The sequence below is a fragment of the Reyranella sp. genome (genome assembly GCF_050185545.1).
Taxonomy (GTDB): Bacteria; Pseudomonadota; Alphaproteobacteria; order Reyranellales; family Reyranellaceae; genus Reyranella.
The window spans coordinates 18445-34707 of record NZ_JBFWZI010000046.1 but is presented as its reverse complement, the minus strand read 5'-3'; the positions used below and the strand labels follow the sequence as shown (position 1 = coordinate 34707).

The 16263-nt window shown below is 68.5% G+C and carries 13 protein-coding genes and 1 pseudogene; 5 read left to right on the top strand and 9 right to left on the bottom strand.

Annotated features, from left to right (window positions below):
* Positions 1-104: 104 nt before the first annotated feature.
* Positions 105-1688, bottom strand: coding sequence for a phosphoglycerate dehydrogenase (serA, locus tag AB7O82_RS15120; protein WP_428619707.1), 1584 nt, complete (start codon positions 1686-1688; stop codon positions 105-107).
* 207 nt (positions 1689-1895) lie between these two features.
* Positions 1896-3062: a phosphoserine transaminase gene (locus tag AB7O82_RS15115; protein WP_428546845.1), complete on the bottom strand. Its 1167-nt coding sequence runs from the start codon at positions 3060-3062 to the stop codon at positions 1896-1898.
* A gap of 328 nt (positions 3063-3390) precedes the next feature.
* On the opposite strand from AB7O82_RS15115, the gene AB7O82_RS15110 reads away from it, so the two are divergent.
* Entirely contained in the window at positions 3391-4593 is a 1203-nt protein-coding gene (locus AB7O82_RS15110; protein ID WP_428546842.1) for an SGNH/GDSL hydrolase family protein, read from the top strand.
* Here AB7O82_RS15110 and AB7O82_RS15105 read toward each other — a convergent pair.
* The 4 genes from AB7O82_RS15105 to AB7O82_RS15090 all read right to left on the bottom strand — a co-directional run bounded on the left by AB7O82_RS15105 (position 4580) and on the right by AB7O82_RS15090 (position 8427).
* Complete coding sequence (locus tag AB7O82_RS15105) at positions 4580-6238, bottom strand: hypothetical protein (RefSeq protein WP_428546839.1); 1659 nt, start codon at positions 6236-6238, stop codon at positions 4580-4582. The genes AB7O82_RS15110 and AB7O82_RS15105 overlap by 14 nt on opposite strands.
* A 150-nt stretch (positions 6239-6388) precedes the next feature.
* The gene (locus tag AB7O82_RS15100; RefSeq protein ID WP_428546836.1) at positions 6389-6655 is read right to left on the bottom strand and encodes a cupin domain-containing protein; all 267 of its coding nucleotides are present in this window, start codon (positions 6653-6655) and stop codon (positions 6389-6391) included.
* A gap of 12 nt (positions 6656-6667) precedes the next feature.
* The gene (locus AB7O82_RS15095) at positions 6668-7381 is read right to left on the bottom strand and encodes a class I SAM-dependent methyltransferase (protein ID WP_428546833.1); all 714 of its coding nucleotides are present in this window, start codon (positions 7379-7381) and stop codon (positions 6668-6670) included.
* On the bottom strand, positions 7378-8427 hold the full coding sequence (locus AB7O82_RS15090) for a glycosyltransferase family 2 protein (RefSeq protein ID WP_428619705.1): 1050 nt from the start codon (positions 8425-8427) through the stop codon (positions 7378-7380). Before AB7O82_RS15090 ends, AB7O82_RS15095 begins: the two co-directional genes overlap by 4 nt.
* A 235-nt stretch (positions 8428-8662) precedes the next feature.
* On the opposite strand from AB7O82_RS15090, the gene AB7O82_RS15085 reads away from it, so the two are divergent.
* The gene (locus AB7O82_RS15085) at positions 8663-9829 is read left to right on the top strand and encodes an ATP phosphoribosyltransferase regulatory subunit (protein ID WP_428546827.1); all 1167 of its coding nucleotides are present in this window, start codon (positions 8663-8665) and stop codon (positions 9827-9829) included.
* 333 nt (positions 9830-10162) lie between these two features.
* Positions 10163-11455 (top strand): adenylosuccinate synthase, encoded by a 1293-nt coding sequence (locus AB7O82_RS15080; RefSeq protein ID WP_428546824.1) that lies wholly within the window; start codon positions 10163-10165, stop codon positions 11453-11455.
* A gap of 123 nt (positions 11456-11578) precedes the next feature.
* Here the strand turns inward: AB7O82_RS15080 and AB7O82_RS15075 are convergent, their stop codons facing one another.
* The 3 genes and pseudogenes from AB7O82_RS15075 to AB7O82_RS15065 form a co-directional block, all read right to left on the bottom strand.
* On the bottom strand, positions 11579-12739 hold the full coding sequence (locus AB7O82_RS15075; protein ID WP_428619703.1) for a phytanoyl-CoA dioxygenase family protein: 1161 nt from the start codon (positions 12737-12739) through the stop codon (positions 11579-11581).
* A 119-nt stretch (positions 12740-12858) separates the two neighbouring features.
* A pseudogene (locus tag AB7O82_RS15070) lies at positions 12859-13041 on the bottom strand (hypothetical protein); the annotation flags it as partial.
* Between the two features lie 12 nt (positions 13042-13053).
* Positions 13054-13878, bottom strand: coding sequence for a phosphotransferase (locus AB7O82_RS15065; RefSeq protein ID WP_428553714.1), 825 nt, complete (start codon positions 13876-13878; stop codon positions 13054-13056).
* Between the two features lie 95 nt (positions 13879-13973).
* Between AB7O82_RS15065 and AB7O82_RS15060 the strand changes: the two genes are divergently transcribed.
* Positions 13974-15644, top strand: a complete 1671-nt coding sequence (locus tag AB7O82_RS15060; protein WP_428619701.1) for a thiamine pyrophosphate-binding protein — start codon at positions 13974-13976, stop codon at positions 15642-15644.
* Between the two features lie 7 nt (positions 15645-15651).
* The gene (locus AB7O82_RS15055; protein ID WP_428553710.1) at positions 15652-16104 is read left to right on the top strand and encodes a hypothetical protein; all 453 of its coding nucleotides are present in this window, start codon (positions 15652-15654) and stop codon (positions 16102-16104) included.
* Positions 16105-16263: the final 159 nt, after the last annotated feature.

Sequence of the window (16263 nt, the reverse complement as noted above, 5' to 3'; positions counted from 1 at the left end):
GGGGACGGCTCATTGCTGGGAGCGCACCACTCCGATGGCGCTCTTCTTAGTGATTGCACGTCCCATGAGCGCCATCGGAGTGGCGCGCTCCCAGCAATGAGACTTCAAAAGCTCAGCAGCCTGGCCTGCACGACGCCCTCGAGCGCGGCGATGCGGGCGAGCAGCTCGGGTGAGATCGGCTGGTCGACCTGGACCAGGGCGATCGCCGAGCCTCCGGGCGCGTCGCGGCCGAGATGGAAGGTGGCGATGTTCACCTTGCTCTCGCCCAGGATGGTGCCGAGGCGGCCGATGAAGCCCGGCTTGTCGTCGTTGGTGATGTAGAGCATGTGCGGGGCGAACTCGGCCTCGATCTCGATGCCCTTGATGTCGACGATGCGCGGGTGCCTGCCGCCGAACAGCGTGCCGCTGACGGCGCGCGTGTACTTCTCGGTGGTGACGGTGAGCCGGATCATGGCGTGATAGTCGCTGTCGCGCTCGTGCTTGACTTCAGCGACCTCGACGCCGCGCTCGCGGGCGATCACCGGCGCATTCACCATGTTGACCGTCTCGAGCTGCGGGCGCAGCACGCCCATCAGCGCGATCTGGCTCAGCGGCTTGACGTTGAGCGCCGCCACGACGCCTTCGTACTCGATCGACACGGCCTTGATGTCGGTGTCGGTGAGCTGGCCGGCGAACGATCCCAGCTTCTCGGCGAGGTCGAGATAGGGCGCGAGCTTGGGCGCGTCCTCGGCCGAGACGTTGGGCATGTTGAGCGAGTTCACCACCGCGCCGGTCAGCAGGTAATCCGACATCTGCTCGGCGACCTGCAGGGCGACGTTCTCCTGCGCCTCGACCGTCGCGGCGCCGAGATGCGGCGTACAGACGAGGTTGGGCGCGCCGAACAACACGTTCTGCTTCGCCGGCTCCTCGGTGAAGACGTCGAAGCCCGCGCCGGCGATGTGGCCCGACACCAGCAGGTCGCGCACCGCCAGCTCGTCGACCAGGCCGCCACGTGCGCAGTTGATGATGCGCACGCCTTTCCTGGTCTTCATCAGGTTGGCGCGGCTCAGGATGTTCTTCGTCTGCTCGGTGAGCGGGGTGTGCACGCTGATGAAGTCGGCGCGCGCCAGCAGCTGGTCGAGGGTCACCTTCTCGACACCGAGCTCCTGGGCGCGCGGGTCGGACAGGAATGGATCGTAGGCCATCACGCGCATCTTGAGGCCGAGGGCGCGCTCGGCGACGATTGAGCCGATATTGCCGCAGCCGATCAGGCCCAGCGTCTTGAAGCTGAGCTCGGTGCCCATGAAGCGGTTCTTCTCCCACTTGCCGAGCTGGGTGCTGGCGTTGGCGTCGGGCACCTGGCGGGCGACGGCGAACATCAGGGCAATGGCGTGCTCGGCCGTGGTGATGGCGTTGCCGAACGGCGTGTTCATCACCACGACGCCGTGCGCCGTCGCCGATTTCATGTCGACGTTGTCGACGCCGATGCCGGCGCGCCCGACGACCCGCAGCTTCTTCGCCTCGGCCAGCACCTCGGCCGTCACCTTGGTCGCCGAACGGATGGCGAGGCCTTCGTAGTTGCCGACGATGGCGCGCAGCTCGGCCGGCTTCAGGCCGGGCTTGAAATCGACGTCGCAACCGCGCTCGGCGAAGATCTCGACGGCACGGGGCGAAAGCTCATCTGAGATGAGCACCTTGGGTTTTGCCATGAACGTTGCTCCTCAATTCGCCTCCCCGGCTTCGCCGGGGGAGGTGTCGCCGTCTTCGGCGACGGAGGGGTCATGGTCTTCCGGACCGCGGGCGTGGCGCCCGCACTTCCCATGAGCGGGCGGGACGCCCGCGGTCCGGAAGAAATCTCGACCCCTCCGTCCGCGAAGACGCGGACACCTCCCCAGCAGAGCTGGGGAGGCAATGACCTAAGCCGCTGCCTTGCCGAATTCGCGCTCGATCTCGCCGTAGGCCCAGTCGAGCCAGGGCAGCAGCGCTTCGAGATCGACTGTCTCGACGGTGGCGCCGCACCAGATGCGCAGGCCCGGCGGCGCGTCGCGGTAGGAGCCGGCGTCGTAGCCGGCTTTCTCCGCCTCCAGCAGGTCGGCCATCCTCTTCGCCGCGGCAGCCTGCCTGTCGGCCGGCAGTGCCGTGAACCAGGGCGCCGAAATGACGAGACACACCGAGGTGTTGGAACGGATCGCCTTGTCGGCGGCGAGGAATGAAATCCACGGCCGCGCCGCGACAAACGCCTCGAGCACGCCGAGATTGGCTTCCGAACGGGCCTTGAGGGCAGGCAGGCCGCCGATGCTCTCACCCCAGCGCAGGCCGTCGATCGCGTCCTCGATGCAGAGCAGCGACGGCGTGTTGATGGTGTCGCCCTTGAAGATCGCCTCGGAGAACTTGCCGCCCGAGGTCAGGCGGAAGATTTTGGGCAGCGGCCACGGCGGGCTGTAACTCTCGAGCCGCTGGATGGCGCGCGGCGACAGCACCAGCATGCCGTGCGCGCCCTCCCCGCCCATCACCTTCTGCCACGACCACGTAATCACATCGAGCTTGGCCCACGGCAGGTCCATGGCGAAGACCGCCGAGGTGGCGTCGCAGATCGCCAGGCCCTCGCGGTCGGACGCGATCCAGTTTCCGTCCGGCACCTTCACGCCCGAGGTCGTGCCGTTCCAGGTGAAGACCACGTCGTGCGTCCAGTCGACCTTGGCGAGGTCGGCGATCTGGCCGTACGGCGCCTTCAGCACGCGGGCGTCCTTGAGCTTCAGCTGCTTGACCACGTCGGTGACCCAGCCCTCGCCGAAGCTTTCCCAGGTCAGCATGTCGACCGGCCGGGCGCCGAGCAGCGACCACAGCGCCATCTCGACGGCGCCGGTGTCGGAGGCGGGCACGATGGCAATCCGGTAGTCGGCCGGGATGCCCAGCAGCGCACGCGTGCGATCGACCGCCTCGACGATCTTCTTCTTGCCGAGCTTGGATCGGTGGGACCGCCCCGTGGCGGCATCTTTGAGGACTTCGGGCGTCCATCCCGGACGCTTGGCGCAAGGTCCGGACGAAAAGTCGGGACGCGCCGGACGCATGTTCGGCTTCATCAAACCTCTCCCTTACAGAAGAGCTGCACTCCGGTGGGGGAGCGTGGCCCGCCGCTCAGATGCCCCAAGCCGCCTTTGAAATCAACCGCCCGTTTGACGCAGGGAATGCCCTTCGGCTTCGATCATTGACGAGCCGTCATTTCCTGCAGGACAGTCATCGGACTGGCAGTATGGCCAAGCGACGCCCACTGCCGCCTGGTCGAGAAGGAATTGCAGACGCCGCAGACTTCTTGCCCGAGCGTCAATGCGTGGCGTTCCTGCGTGAGAGTCAGTAGTTATGGCGGGAATGCAAGAGAGGCAGCCGACGCCGTCCCGCTCCTGGCCGCGGATGATTCTGGCGACACTGGTGATCGTCGTGGCATCGGCCTTTGCGGCGGAGTTCATTGCCCGGCAATTTTTCGATCTGGAGACGCTGCAATACCGGCGACCGTACCAGCCGGTCTTCGTGTCGGGCGACTACCACTACCTGATGCCCAACGACGAACTGCCGTTCGTTCCCGGCGGGCCGGTGGCGATGGGCTATCAGCCCGGCCCCTTCGGCTTCTACTACAGCGCCGACATACCGCCGCCCCGCTCCGCCGCGACGCTTGCCGACTACCTGTTTGCGCACAAGCGCTCGCGCTACGACGTGGCCGAGATCGACCGGATCTCCTGCGCCGGCGGCGACCCCGTCCTGATTTACGTGCTGGGCAGCTCGGTCGCCCAGGGCTTCTCGTCGGAGGAGAAGGCCGACACCTGGCATGCGGCGCTCGAACGGGCACTGCGACGCCAACTGGGACGACAGGATGTCCACATCTTCAACGGAGCGATGGGCGGGTTCGTCTCCCTGCAGGATCGCCTCGCCTACCATCTCGCGGTGGCGCCGCGGCCGGCGCGTCTGGTGCTGATCGTCAACGGCTACAACGACCTCACCCTGCCAGCCAACTCGGGCGTCCGGCCTGGCGATCCGTTCCAGCTCGGCCTGCGCTACAGCCAGCTGTTCGACGACGGATTCATCTGGTGGGTGGCCCGCCACAGCGCCATCGCCAACTCAGTGCTGCAGAACGAGTTCACGGCCCGTGTAATCGAGTTCCGCCGCCGCCTGGAAGAAGACGACGCGGTGTTCGCGCGGCATGCCCGGGCGATCACCGACATCTACATGGAGAACATGGAGGACGTGCTCGATGCCTGCGTGGCGCGCGGCCAGGCGTGCCGGGTCGCCATCCAGCCCGCCCGTGCCCTCACGGCGCACTACATCGGGACCAGTGCCGGCGATGTGCTGTCGCAGAAGCGCCTGGTCGAGCTTTATCGGTCGCTCCTGAAAAAGGTGGCGGAAAGCCGGCATCACGACCTGTTCATCGACCTCACGCACGTGTTCGATCGCGGCGAGCGGATGCAGCACTATGCCGACACGGTTCATCCCAACTATGCCGGTCAGCAGGTGCTGGCGCGGGCGCTGCTGACGCCGACACTGGCGGCACTGCGCTCGGCGCAAACGGTGCCGGCGCCTGCCAACCGCTGCGCGCGGCTGTCGCGCGCTAGCGACGGGTGATCTCGTACCAGGTGCCGGCAGTTGGGTCGCGGAACACCTCGCGGGCCGTGTAGCGATCGTGCAGCAGGGCGTGGATCGCCGGGGCGCGATTGGCGGCGGAGAGGCCGCCGAGCTGCCCGGTCAGCTCGTCCACTGTCCAGGTCCACACGTCGGAGGCGACGACCCGGTAGCCCTTGTCGAGCGCGTGGTCGATGTCGCGGCGCAGGGCCTCAGCGTTCTGCTCGGGCGTCCAGTCGGGGTGCCGGATGGCGCCGGCGTCGATGGCAATCCACTTGAACTTCGGATCGGCCTGCGGTGCCGGGCCGACCGGCGCCGTGCCGTCCCAGTCCCACGTGCGGCTCCACAAGGCGTACTGCCACATCGAGATCGGCTCGAAGCCCCAGTAGACGAAGACCGTCGATTGCGGCGGGAAGCGCTTCTCGAGCGCGGCGATGGCCGACAGCGCCGCCTCGTCGCCGCCGCGGTGGCGCGCCAGCTGCCTCACGTTCCAGGCCAGCGTGGCCAGCGAGAGGACCGCGAGGCCCAGGGCGACGGCGACGGGGCGCGGTCCGGCGAGGAGCGCCCCGAGCAGCAGCCCCCAGGCCACCGTCAGCCACGGCATGACGTTGATCTGCATCTGCGGATCCTGGGGCTGCGAATAGAAGTTCAGGACCTGTCCGGCGCCCAGCGTTCCCACGAAGACCACGGCAATGGCGCGCAGGCGGGCATCGCCGCGGCGCGACCACAGGACGGCGACGCAGGCGACGAAGATCGAGAATTGCAGCAGCACCGAGAGGATGAGCGGAACGGCAGCGCGCCTGGCCGACAGCGGATCGACCCAGCCGCCGACGATGAGAAAATAGTTGCCGATGCCGGACAACATCATCCAGGCCTTGTCCCATGACAGGCCTGCCCAGCCGGTCGCCACGCCCTTCCCGGTCCACAGGATATCGTGCAGGCCAACGGCGCCGTTGTGGCCCTCCCACGAGAGTTGCACGATCCCCGACACGGCGAGGATGACGACGACGAGGCTGGCGATCAGGGCCGCCCGGCGCTTGAACGGGATGGGCGCGACGGCAACCGCGAGGACCAGCGCCGGCAGCGTCGGAAACAGCAGCCGCCATTCGATCAGCCAGCCCAGTGTGAAGATCGCGCCGACCAGCGCCACGCGCGTATGGGTCGGCCGGTCGAACCACAGGCCGGCCAGCAGCATCGCGCCCAGCACCAGCGCGTAGCCCGGCATGATGTCCTCGCTGATCACGGCCAGCAGCAGCACGAAGCCCGTGCCGGCATGGAAGCAGGCCGTCAGCGCCGCCGCCCGGACGCTCCCGGTGACACGGTGCACGAAGGCATAGACGAAGACGTTGGCGAGGCTCGCCCACAGCGCGTTGAGATAGGCGAACTGCTTCCACGGCATGCCGCGCAGGATGCCGAGCGCATCGAGCGCGGCGGCGAGAACGCCGTACAGGGGAAAGTAGAGATAGTTCGACGGATCGAGCCGGGCACGGCCGGGATCGGCGATCCAGGGCTCGGCCTGGATGCTCTTGTACATGCCGTTGCTGGTGATGATGTGCACGTTCTGCAGCCAGGCGATCAGGCCGCAGAACAGCAGCAGCGACAGGGCGAAGACCAGCAGAAGCTGCCAGGCCGGCAGGCGGTTGGTCATTCTTCCGGACCGCGGGCATCTCGCCCGCTCATAGGATTCCATGAGCGGGCTACCGGACCGCGGGCGTCCCGCCCGCTCATAGCAATCCATGAGCGGGCGGGACGCCCGCGGTCCGGAAGAGCATGAGCCATGAAATGAAAGAGTCTTCGCCTACTTCTTCCGCCCGAACAGCGTCACCGCGCCTTCCGGTCCGTAGCTTTCCGAGTGCAGGCAGCCCCGGGCCATGGTGAAGGTCTCGCCGGCGCGATAGGTCGTGGTCTTCCCTTCAGAGGTCAGCGTCAGCGCGCCGTCCAACACAAGGGCGCGAACGTCGAAGGGATGGCTGTGCTCGGGGTTCACCTTGGCGCCCACCGTGGTGTTGGTGGCGATCTCGTAGCCGTCGCGCCTGAGGTCGGCTTCGAAGGTCTGACGGTCCATGGCGGTCTCCTTTCAGGCGGTCTTGCGCGCTGCCACGACATATTGCGCGCCGAGCGGCAGCCACGCCAGCAGGCGATCGATCACGCGCAGCGCGGCAATACCGGGCGGCATGAACATCAGGTAGTCGGAATCGATCTGGTAGGGCGCCGCATCGAGCAGCCCGTGGCGCACCTCCCTCTCGTCGAGGAGGATGGCGTTGGCATCGATCGGCGTGCGGGCCACGACGTAGCGCACCAGCGGATTGCGCGGATTGTGCTCGAAGACGTAGAGCCGCCCGCCTGGCTTCAGCACGCGGGCGAGCTCGCGATAGACGGCGGCGCGTTCCGCCGGCGGCACGTGATGCAGCACGGCGCTGATGGTGACGATGTCGAACCGGCCGCCGGCGAACGGCGTCAGGGCGCCGTCCTGGGCGGCGATCTCGGGCACCGGCCCCAGTTCCCTCGGCCAGCGCTTGTCGATCTCGGCCAGCATGCCGGTCGAGACATCGCAGCCGGTGAAGGTGGCGCGCGCGCCGAGGCCGGCCAGCACGCGCAAGAGGTCGGCCGTGCCGCAGCCGTAGTCGAGCAGCTCGAGGCCGCCCTGGCTCAGCGCGGGCTCACGGCGCAGCAGCCAGCGCGCCTTGACGGCGATGAACTGATCCTGCGAGTTGCCCATCATCCGCTTGATCGGATTGTCCAGCCCGCCGTCATAGTCGGCGGCGTGACGATCGAACTCGGCCGGCGTCATCGCGGGCCGCCGACGATGTCGCGGATCATGAACAGCGGGCGTCCCTTGCTCTGGTCGTAGAGCCGGCCGAGATAGGCGCCGATGACGCCCAGCATCAGGAACTGCATGCCGCCCAGCAGGCCGACCGCGGCCATCAGCGAGGTCCAGCCGGGCATGGTGTGGCCGAACAGCCAGCCCGCGATCGAATAGACGAAGAAGGCGAAGCCGATGCCCGCCATCACCCAGCCGATGGTGAGCGAGGCCATCAGCGGCACCACCGAGAAGGCGGTGATGGCATCGACGGCGAAGCGCACCATCTTGGACACCGGATACTTGCTCTCGCCCGCCACGCGCGCCTGGCGGTCATAGAGCAGCGGCACCTGCTTGCCGCCGATCCACGCCACCATGCCGCGCACGAAGCGATGGCGCTCGGGCATGGCGAGCAGCAGGTCGAGCACGCGGCGGTTGATCAGGCGGAAGTCGCCGGTGTCGGCCGGGATCGCCACGTCGGTCAGCCGGCCGATCAGGCGGTAGAAGATGGCGGCGGTGGCGCGCTTGAACAGGCTCTCGCCGTCGCGCTGGCGGCGCTGGCCGTAGACCACGTCGGCACCCTGGTCCATCAGCGCCAGCATGTCGGGCAGGAGTTCGGGCGGATCCTGCAGGTCGGAGTCGATGATCAGGATGCGCGCGCCGCGGCAGATCGACAGGCCGGCGGTGAGCGCGAGCTGATGGCCGTGATTGCGCATCAGGCGCACCGCGACGATGCGCGGATCGCGGCCGGCGGCCTCGGTCATCAGGCTCCACGTCGCATCGCGCGAGCCGTCGTCGACCAGCACGATCTCGCTGGTGCCGCCGACGGCGTCGAGAACCGCGCCGACCCGACGCACGAACTCGGGCAGCGCCTCCTGCTCGTTGTAGCAAGGCGCCACCACGGAAAGCGCGGGACGGTCGGTCTCGGTCATCGCCGGCGAGGAATAACGGTTGTTGCGCGCGGCGGCTAGCGGCTCTGGTTCTCCTCCCCGGCGTAGCCGGGGAGGTGTCGCCGTCTTCGGCGACGTAGGGGTCATGAATCATGCGGACCGCGGGCGTCCCGCCCGCCCGGCGCATTCATATGCGCCGCTCATGATCATGAGCGGGCGGGACGCCCGCGGTCCAAAAGACCATGACCCCTCCGCCTCGCCTGCGCGGCCGAAGCCGCTTCGGCGGCGAAGGCCCGTATGGCGGGGCACCTTCCCAGCGATGACCTTGGGGACGAGGGTTGAATCGGGATTTTTCCCCGCCAATCGGCTATCAACCGGGCCCATGACCGCCAACGACAACGACCATCGCGGGCTGCTGCCGGCCGGGCTGGCCGACCTGCTGCCGCCCGACGCGGCACGCGAGACCGATGCCGTCGACATCGCCATCGAGCGCTTTGCCGCCTACGGCTACGAGCGGGTCAAGCCACCCCTCGTCGAGTTCGAGGAATCGCTGCTGGGCGGGCCCGGGGCGGCGCTGGCCTCGCAGACCTTCCGGCTGATGGACCCGGTGTCGCAGCGCATGATGGGGGTGCGCCCGGACATGACGGTGCAGGTGGCTCGCATCGCCGTGACCCGGCTGAAGCACGAGCCGCGGCCCTTGCGCCTGTCCTATGGCGGCAACGTCATCCGGGTGCGCGGCAATGCGCTGAAGCCCGAGCGCCAGTTCGCCCAGGTCGGCACCGAGCTGATCGGCGTCGATTCAGCCGAGGCCGACGCCGAGGCCGTTCTCCTGGCGGTCGACGCGCTCCGCGCCATCGGCGTCGCCCGGCTGTCGGTCGACCTCAACCTGCCGACCCTGGTAGCTGCCGTGGGCGCCGGCCTCGGCCTGCCGGCGGAAACGCTGCGCCGGGCGCGCCGGGCGCTCGACCGCAAGGACGAAGGCGGCATCGCCAAGGTGCTGGCCAGCCGGCGCGAAGTCGGCGACCTCCTGGTCGGGCTGCTGCGCGCGGCCGGCCCGGCCGAGGAAGGCATCGCCAGGCTGAAGGCGCTGGCGCTGCCGGCGGCGGGCGCCGCCGAGGCGTCCCGCCTGGCCGAGGTGGTGGCCCTGGTGCGCGCCGCCGACGAGGACCTGCCGATGACCATCGACCCGGTCGAGTATCGCGGGCTCGAATATCAGACCGGCGTGTCGTTCTCGGTGTTTGCCCTGGACGGTCGCCAGAGCCTGGCGAGCGGCGGGCGCTACTCCGCGGGTTATCCAGAGGACGGCGTCAGCGAGGCCGCGACCGGCTTCACGCTCTACATGGATGCCGTGCTGGCCGCTTCCCGGGCGACGCCGGAGCGGCCGCGCCTGTTCCTGCCGCTCGGCACGCCGTGGCGTGACGCCGCACCCTGGCAAGCCAAGGGCTACGCCGTGGTGCGCGCCGTAACGGCCGGCGCCGAGCCACGTGCCGAAGCCAGGCGCCTGCGCTGCAGCCACGCCCTGATCGACAACGAGGCGGTTCCGCTGTGACCCTTCTTGCCCTCCCCGGCGTCTTCGCGGGGGAGGTGTCGCCGTCTTACGGCGACGGAGGGGTCAAGATCTTCCGGACCGCGGGAGTCCCGCCCGCTCAGTTCACGAACATGAGCGGGCGGGACGCCCGCGGTCCAAGATTTGTAACCCCACCGTCCGCGAAGACGTGGACACCTCCCCAGCGAGGACGCTGGGGAGGAAAACGCGAGCGTTCCTGACTCGCCACTCCTGGGTGAGCGTGCTATCGAACGCCACGCCTCTCCGGGCGCGCCGATGATGGTTGCCCTGGGGAGGCGTTTTTCGTGTCTGAACACCTCCATCAGGACAGAGCAAATGGCCAACGTGGCAGTGATCGGCGCCCAGTGGGGCGACGAGGGCAAGGGCAAGATCGTCGACTGGCTGAGCGAGCGCGCCGAGGTCGTGGTGCGTTTCCAGGGCGGTCACAATGCCGGCCATACGCTCGTCATCGGCAACCAGGTTTACAAGCTTGCCCTGCTGCCCTCGGGAGTGGTTCGGCCCGGCAAGCTTTCGATCATCGGCAACGGCGTCGTGGTCGATCCCTGGCATTTCCTCGAGGAAGTGAAGAAGGTGAGCGGCCAGGGCGTCGAGGTGACGCCGGACAACCTCAAGATCGCCAACCACGCCGTGCTGATCCTGCCGCTGCATCGCGATCTCGACGGCTGGCGCGAGGACGTGCCGGGCACCATCAAGATCGGCACGACGCGCCGCGGCATCGGCCCGGCCTACGAGGACAAGGTCGGCCGCCGCGCCATCCGCGTCGGCGACCTCGCCGAGCCGGACGTTCTCGCGCGCAAGGTCGAGACCCTGCTCGCCCATCACAACGCGCTGCGCCAGGGGCTCGGCCGGCCGACGATCGATCCCAGGGCGCTGCTCGCCGACCTGCTCGACCTGGCGCCGAGACTGCTGCCCTTCGCCGAGGATGTGTGGGAGCGGCTCGATGGCTTGCGCGCCGCCGGCAAGCGCATCCTGTTCGAGGGCGCGCAGGCCACCATGCTCGACATCGATCACGGCACCTACCCTTTCGTTACCTCGTCCAACACCGTGGCGGCGCAGGCGATGATCGGCAGTGGCATGGGCAACGGCGCGGTCGGCTACGTTCTGGGCATCGCCAAGGCCTACACGACGCGCGTCGGCGACGGCCCCTTCCCGACCGAGCTCAAGGATTCGATCGGCCAGATGCTGGGCGATCGCGGCAACGAGTTCGGCACCAACACCGGCCGGCGCCGGCGCTGCGGCTGGTTCGACGCGGTGATGGTGCGCCAGGCGGTGAAGCTGAACGGCATCGACGGCATCGCGCTCACCAAGCTCGACGTGCTCGACGGCCTCGAGGAGATCAAGGTCTGCGTCGGCTATGAGCTCGACGGCAGGCGCATCGAACGCTTCCCGTTCACGATGGGCGCGCAGGCCAAGCTGCAGCCGATCTGGGAGACCTTCGAAGGCTGGGGCCAGAGCACGCGCGGCGCCCGCTCCTTCGCCGAGCTGCCGGCGACCTGCATCAAGTACGTGCGCCGCGTCGAGGAGCTGGTGGGCTGCCCCGTGGCCCTGCTCAGCACCAGCCCCGAGCGCGAGGACACGATCCTGATGACGGACCCGTTCCGGGATTGACGCCGTTCTCCTCCCGGGGCGTCGGAGTCTTGCGCCGGCAGACGGGATCTCTTTTGGACCGCGGGCGTCCCGCCCGCTCATCATCTTGCGCGGGCGGGACGCCCGCGGTCCAAATGACATGATTCAAATGCTGAGATCGAGCAGGTTGTAGTCCTTGATGTCCGCCTTGGCCGCGGCGTCCCAGCGATAGCCGAGGCCGGCCTCGGCATGCGGCTGATAGACGAACGGCGTCTCGTCGGGAAAGCGCTGGCGGCGCGCGTCGATGGCGTAGCCGATCAGACGGGCGCGCTCGCGGATGCGCGCCTCGTCGTAGACCGCGGCCTTGTTGTGCACGCCGCCGCCGTGAACGCCCAGCACCGACCGCCGGCGATGGAAGCCCATGTTCACGGTGACGCGCCAGTCGCGGCTGGTGTTGGCGAACGAACCGTGCAGCGCCTGGCGGTTGGTGATGGCGACGTCGCCCGGCCGGGCGATGATCGGCACGGCATCGGGCAGCCGCTCGCTGCCTGCCGCGTCGACCAGCGCGCGGATGTCGATCCGGCCGCGCTTGTGCGAGCCCGGCACCACCCATACGCCGTTGGCCGCCGTGCAGCCGTAGAGCTGGCCCATGAAGTTGAAGCCGTGCGAGCCCTCGTCCCACGACGGGCTGTCCCAGTGCGTGACGCCGTCCTGGTGCCAGGCCACCGAGGCGCCGCGGCCCGGCTCCTTGATGAACAGCGCCTCGTTGAACGGCGTGAAGTCCGGACCGTTGATCGCCGCGGCGACGGCGAGCAGCTGCGGATGGCCGTAGACGCGCAGCGCCGCCTCGGAGAATTGCAGCGACCCCAGGATCAGGTAGACGACCTCCCCGGGCGCATCGTCGGCCGCCTTGGGCTCGAACATCTTCACCGGATGACGGCCGTTGGCGAGCGTCGTGCCGCCGAACGGATCGCCAAGCGGCTTGGACCAGAGCAGCGTGGGCGCCGTGCAGTCGGCGGCCAGCGCGGGCCGGCCCTTGGCGTCGAGAGCCGCACCGCGCTCGGCGGGCAGGCGATCGAGGATGTCGTGCAGATCGCGCTCGAGGTCGCCGAGTTCGTCGGCCTTCAGCACGCCTTCGAAGACATAGAAGCCGCAGCGCCAGTAGGCTTCGCGAATGTCGGGATGAAGCGCGCCGTCCGGCATGAAGCGGATCGGGCCGCGGTTGCCCAGCGTCGCCGCCCGCTGCTCGCCCTCGCGCAGATAGACCCGCATGGCAGCTTCCTCACTGCCGTAGTCGACCGCAGCGGCCTGCCTCGATCCGTCCATGGCGATCCTCCCGGATGAAAGCTTTCCGGGAGGATACTCCGATGCCATGGCGATTGCCTGCGCTGCCCCGTCGCCGTTCCGGGGCGCGAACGGGAGATGCCCCCGGCGGAGGCGAGCTGTCAGTTCGCGGCGAAGCAGTAGAGCAGGCCAGCGCCGCCGCTGCTCTTCGGCGCATCGGGACGGCAGCCGCGCGACGGATGCGCGGCATTCCAGGACTTCGACGGCGCATCCTCGAGCAGGCCAGCCCGGTCATGATGGCCGACCATGGCTGCGCCTTCGCCGCTCTTGGTACAATTGCCGCAGGCCACGCGTGCTCAGCCAATATCCAGACCTGCCGTCGCCGCGTCGAAGCGGGCGAGATAGGTGCGGGCGTGCGACTGGTAGTCGACGCCCTCGGTCCGCAGGTGAACGTCGGACGTCATGGCCCATAGCGCCTCGCGCAGCGCGCTGGCGGCTTTCATGGCGGCGAAGGCGCGGCGCAGCGGCGCGTCAACGGTGCCGAAATATTTCTCGAGCAGCGCCGCATCCTCGGCTGGACCGAAATCGCCGTTGGACGAGAGGTTGGCGAGATCGAACAGGGCGGTGCCGAAGGCGCCGTACTCCCAATCGATCAGCCACAGCCGCGTGCCGTCGTCCATCAGGTTGCCGGGCAGCAGATCATGGTGACCGAACACGATCGGCAGCGGCACCTGGGCCTGCTCCAGCCGGTTGGCCCAGTCGATGTAGCGCCGGTCTGCCCCGAGCAGGTGCACGTAGTCGCGTATGACATGGAACACCCAGAAGGCGCCGGCCGGCCCGCGCACCAGCCTGCCGACCCGCGTGTGCGTTTCCTTCAGCAGGGCGGCCAGCCGGCCGACATTGGCGCGCAGGTCGGCCTCCTCGAAGGTGCGGCCGTCGATGAATCGCATCACCGTGACGCCTGCCCCGCCATGGACGATCTCCGGGGACAGGCCGGCCTCGAACGCGGCGACCGACGCGGCCCGCTCGCGCTCGCGAAAGACGTGATGCACCGGAATGTCGGCGCCAAAGCGCACGACGAATTTTTCGTCCCGGTCGGTGACGACGTAGGAAATGTTGGTCAGCCCGCCCTTCAGCGGCTCGAACGACACCGGCCCGTGCCAGCACGGCAGTGTCGTCATCTTCGATTCGAGATCTTCTTTTCGCATCGCGGTGAGCCGATCATTTCATGCCTCTTCGCGGCAGGCTACCCTGCCGCCAGGGAGGAACACATCCGATGCCTGACAGCCGAGTCACCAACACCATCACCGGCCGCGACGCCTTCATGCGCGTGCTCCAGGACGAGGGCGTAAGCAAGATGTTCGGCAACCCCGGCACGACCGAGCTGCCGATCATGCACGCGCTCTCCTCGGCGCCCGAGATGGGCTACGTGCTGGGGCTGCAGGAGGCCGTGGTCATCGCCATGGCCGACGGCTACGCCCGTGCCTCGGGCAAGCTGGTGTCGTGCAACGTCCACGTGGCGCCCGGTCTCGGCAACGCCATCGGCTCGATCTACACCGCCCTGATGTCGGGCACGCCGATGATCGTGACTGCCGGCCAGCAGGAGCAGGGCCACGGCCTCACCGAGCCCCTGCTGTACGCCCCCCTGGTGCCGATCGCCCAGCCGGTCGTGAAGTGGGCCACCGAGGTCAACCGCATCGAGGACCTGCCGCGCATCATTCGGCGCGCTGCCAAGGTCGCGACCACGGCGCCGACCGGGCCGGTGTTCATCTCCCTGCCCGGCGACATCCTGAACAACGAAGCCGCGGTCGACATGGGCGCACCGACGCGAGTCGACACGGCCGTGCGCCCGAGCGACGGCGCGCTCGAGCACCTCGCCCGGCGCCTGCTGTCGGCCAAGAAGCCCGTCATCCTGGCCGGGCACGAGATCGCCACGTCGGACGCCTTCGCCGAGGCGGAGGCGCTGGCCGAGGCGCTGGGCGCGCCGGTGCTGCAGCAGACCGTGGCCTGGGGCGCGCACTTCCGGTCCAAGCATCCGGCCTATCTCGGCGCGCTGAATCGCGACCAGAAATACGTGCGCGGCGTGCTCGGCGAGTTCGACCTCATGCTGTGCGTCGGCTCCGACGTGCTCAAGATGTCGGTGTGGAGCGCCATCGAGCCGCTGCCCGAGACCACGGCCGTGGCGATGATCGGGCTGCGCGACTGGGAGATGGGCAAGAACTTTCCGGCCGAGATCGCGCTCCGCGCCGACGTGAAGGAGACGCTGAAGGCCCTGGTGCCGCTCCTGAGGAAGCTGGGCGGCAGCGCTCTCGAAGCGCGCGCCAAGACGGCGATGGCCGAGATCGCCAAGCGCAACTGGAGCGCCCAGCGCGCCAACCGCAAGGCCAGGCTCGCCGCCCCGACCGAGAAGCCGCTGGCCGCCGAGTGGGCGATGATGCGGCTCTGCGAGAAGCTGCCCGACGACGCGGTCATCGTCGACGAGGGCATCACCGCCGCCGCGACCCTGCCGATGTACTTCCCGTTCCGCGACCGCAACAGCTTCTTCGGCAATGTCAGCGGCGGCATCGGCTGGGGCATCGCCGCGGCGGTCGGCGTCCAGATCGCGCTGCCCAGGCGGCGCGTGATTGCCGTGATCGGCGACGGCAGCGCCATGTACTCGATCACGGCGCTGTGGAGCGCGGCCAACCAGAAGCTGCCGGTGATCTTCGTGATCGCCAACAACGAGGGCTATCAGATCCTCAAGAACCGCCTGAAGCTGTTCCACGGCAACGACAAGCCGATCGGCATGGACTTCAAGGACCCGAAGATGAACGTGACGCAGATCGCCCGGGGCTTCGGCGTCAGTGCCGAGCGCGTCGACACCGTCGCGGGCTTCGATGCGGCGCTCGACACGGCGCTCGCCAGGAAGGATGGCCCGAGCCTGATCGAGGTGATGATCAGGAGCTGACGGCACGATGACGAACGAAGCCGAGCTGCGCGACCGTCTGCGCAAGATCGAAGCCTTGTTCGCCGGCGCCGGAACGGCCGGCGAGCGCATGGCTGCGGATGCCGCACGGACGCGCGTTCAGGCGCGGCTGGCAGAGCTCGAACGGCGCGATACGCCGATCGAGATGCAGTTTTCGATGCCCGATCAATGGTCGCGCCGGCTGTTCGTCGCGCTTTGCCGGCGCTACGGCCTCAAGCCCTACCGCTATCGCCGTCAGCGTCTCACGACCGTGGTGCTGCGGGTCCCACGCGGCTTCATCGACCAAGTGCTGTGGCCCGAGTTCACCGAGCTCAACCGCGCGCTGCGCGTCTTCCTCGACGAGGTCACCGAGCGGGTCATCCGCGAGGAGATCTACGCCGACGCGAGCGAGGCGATAGAAGTCGCCCAGGCCCTGCCCGCCGGTGGCGCGCCGACGGGGTGACGGGTCCGCGACGGCTGATTCCCGAACAGCGTCATGCTCTTCGGGACCGCGAGCGCTGGGGGCGCGCCACTCATAGGGCGCTAAACTTTGCCGAAAGAACGAGTCATGGGCTGGGAGCGCGCCACTCCGATGGCGCTCTTCTTGATGACTACACATCCC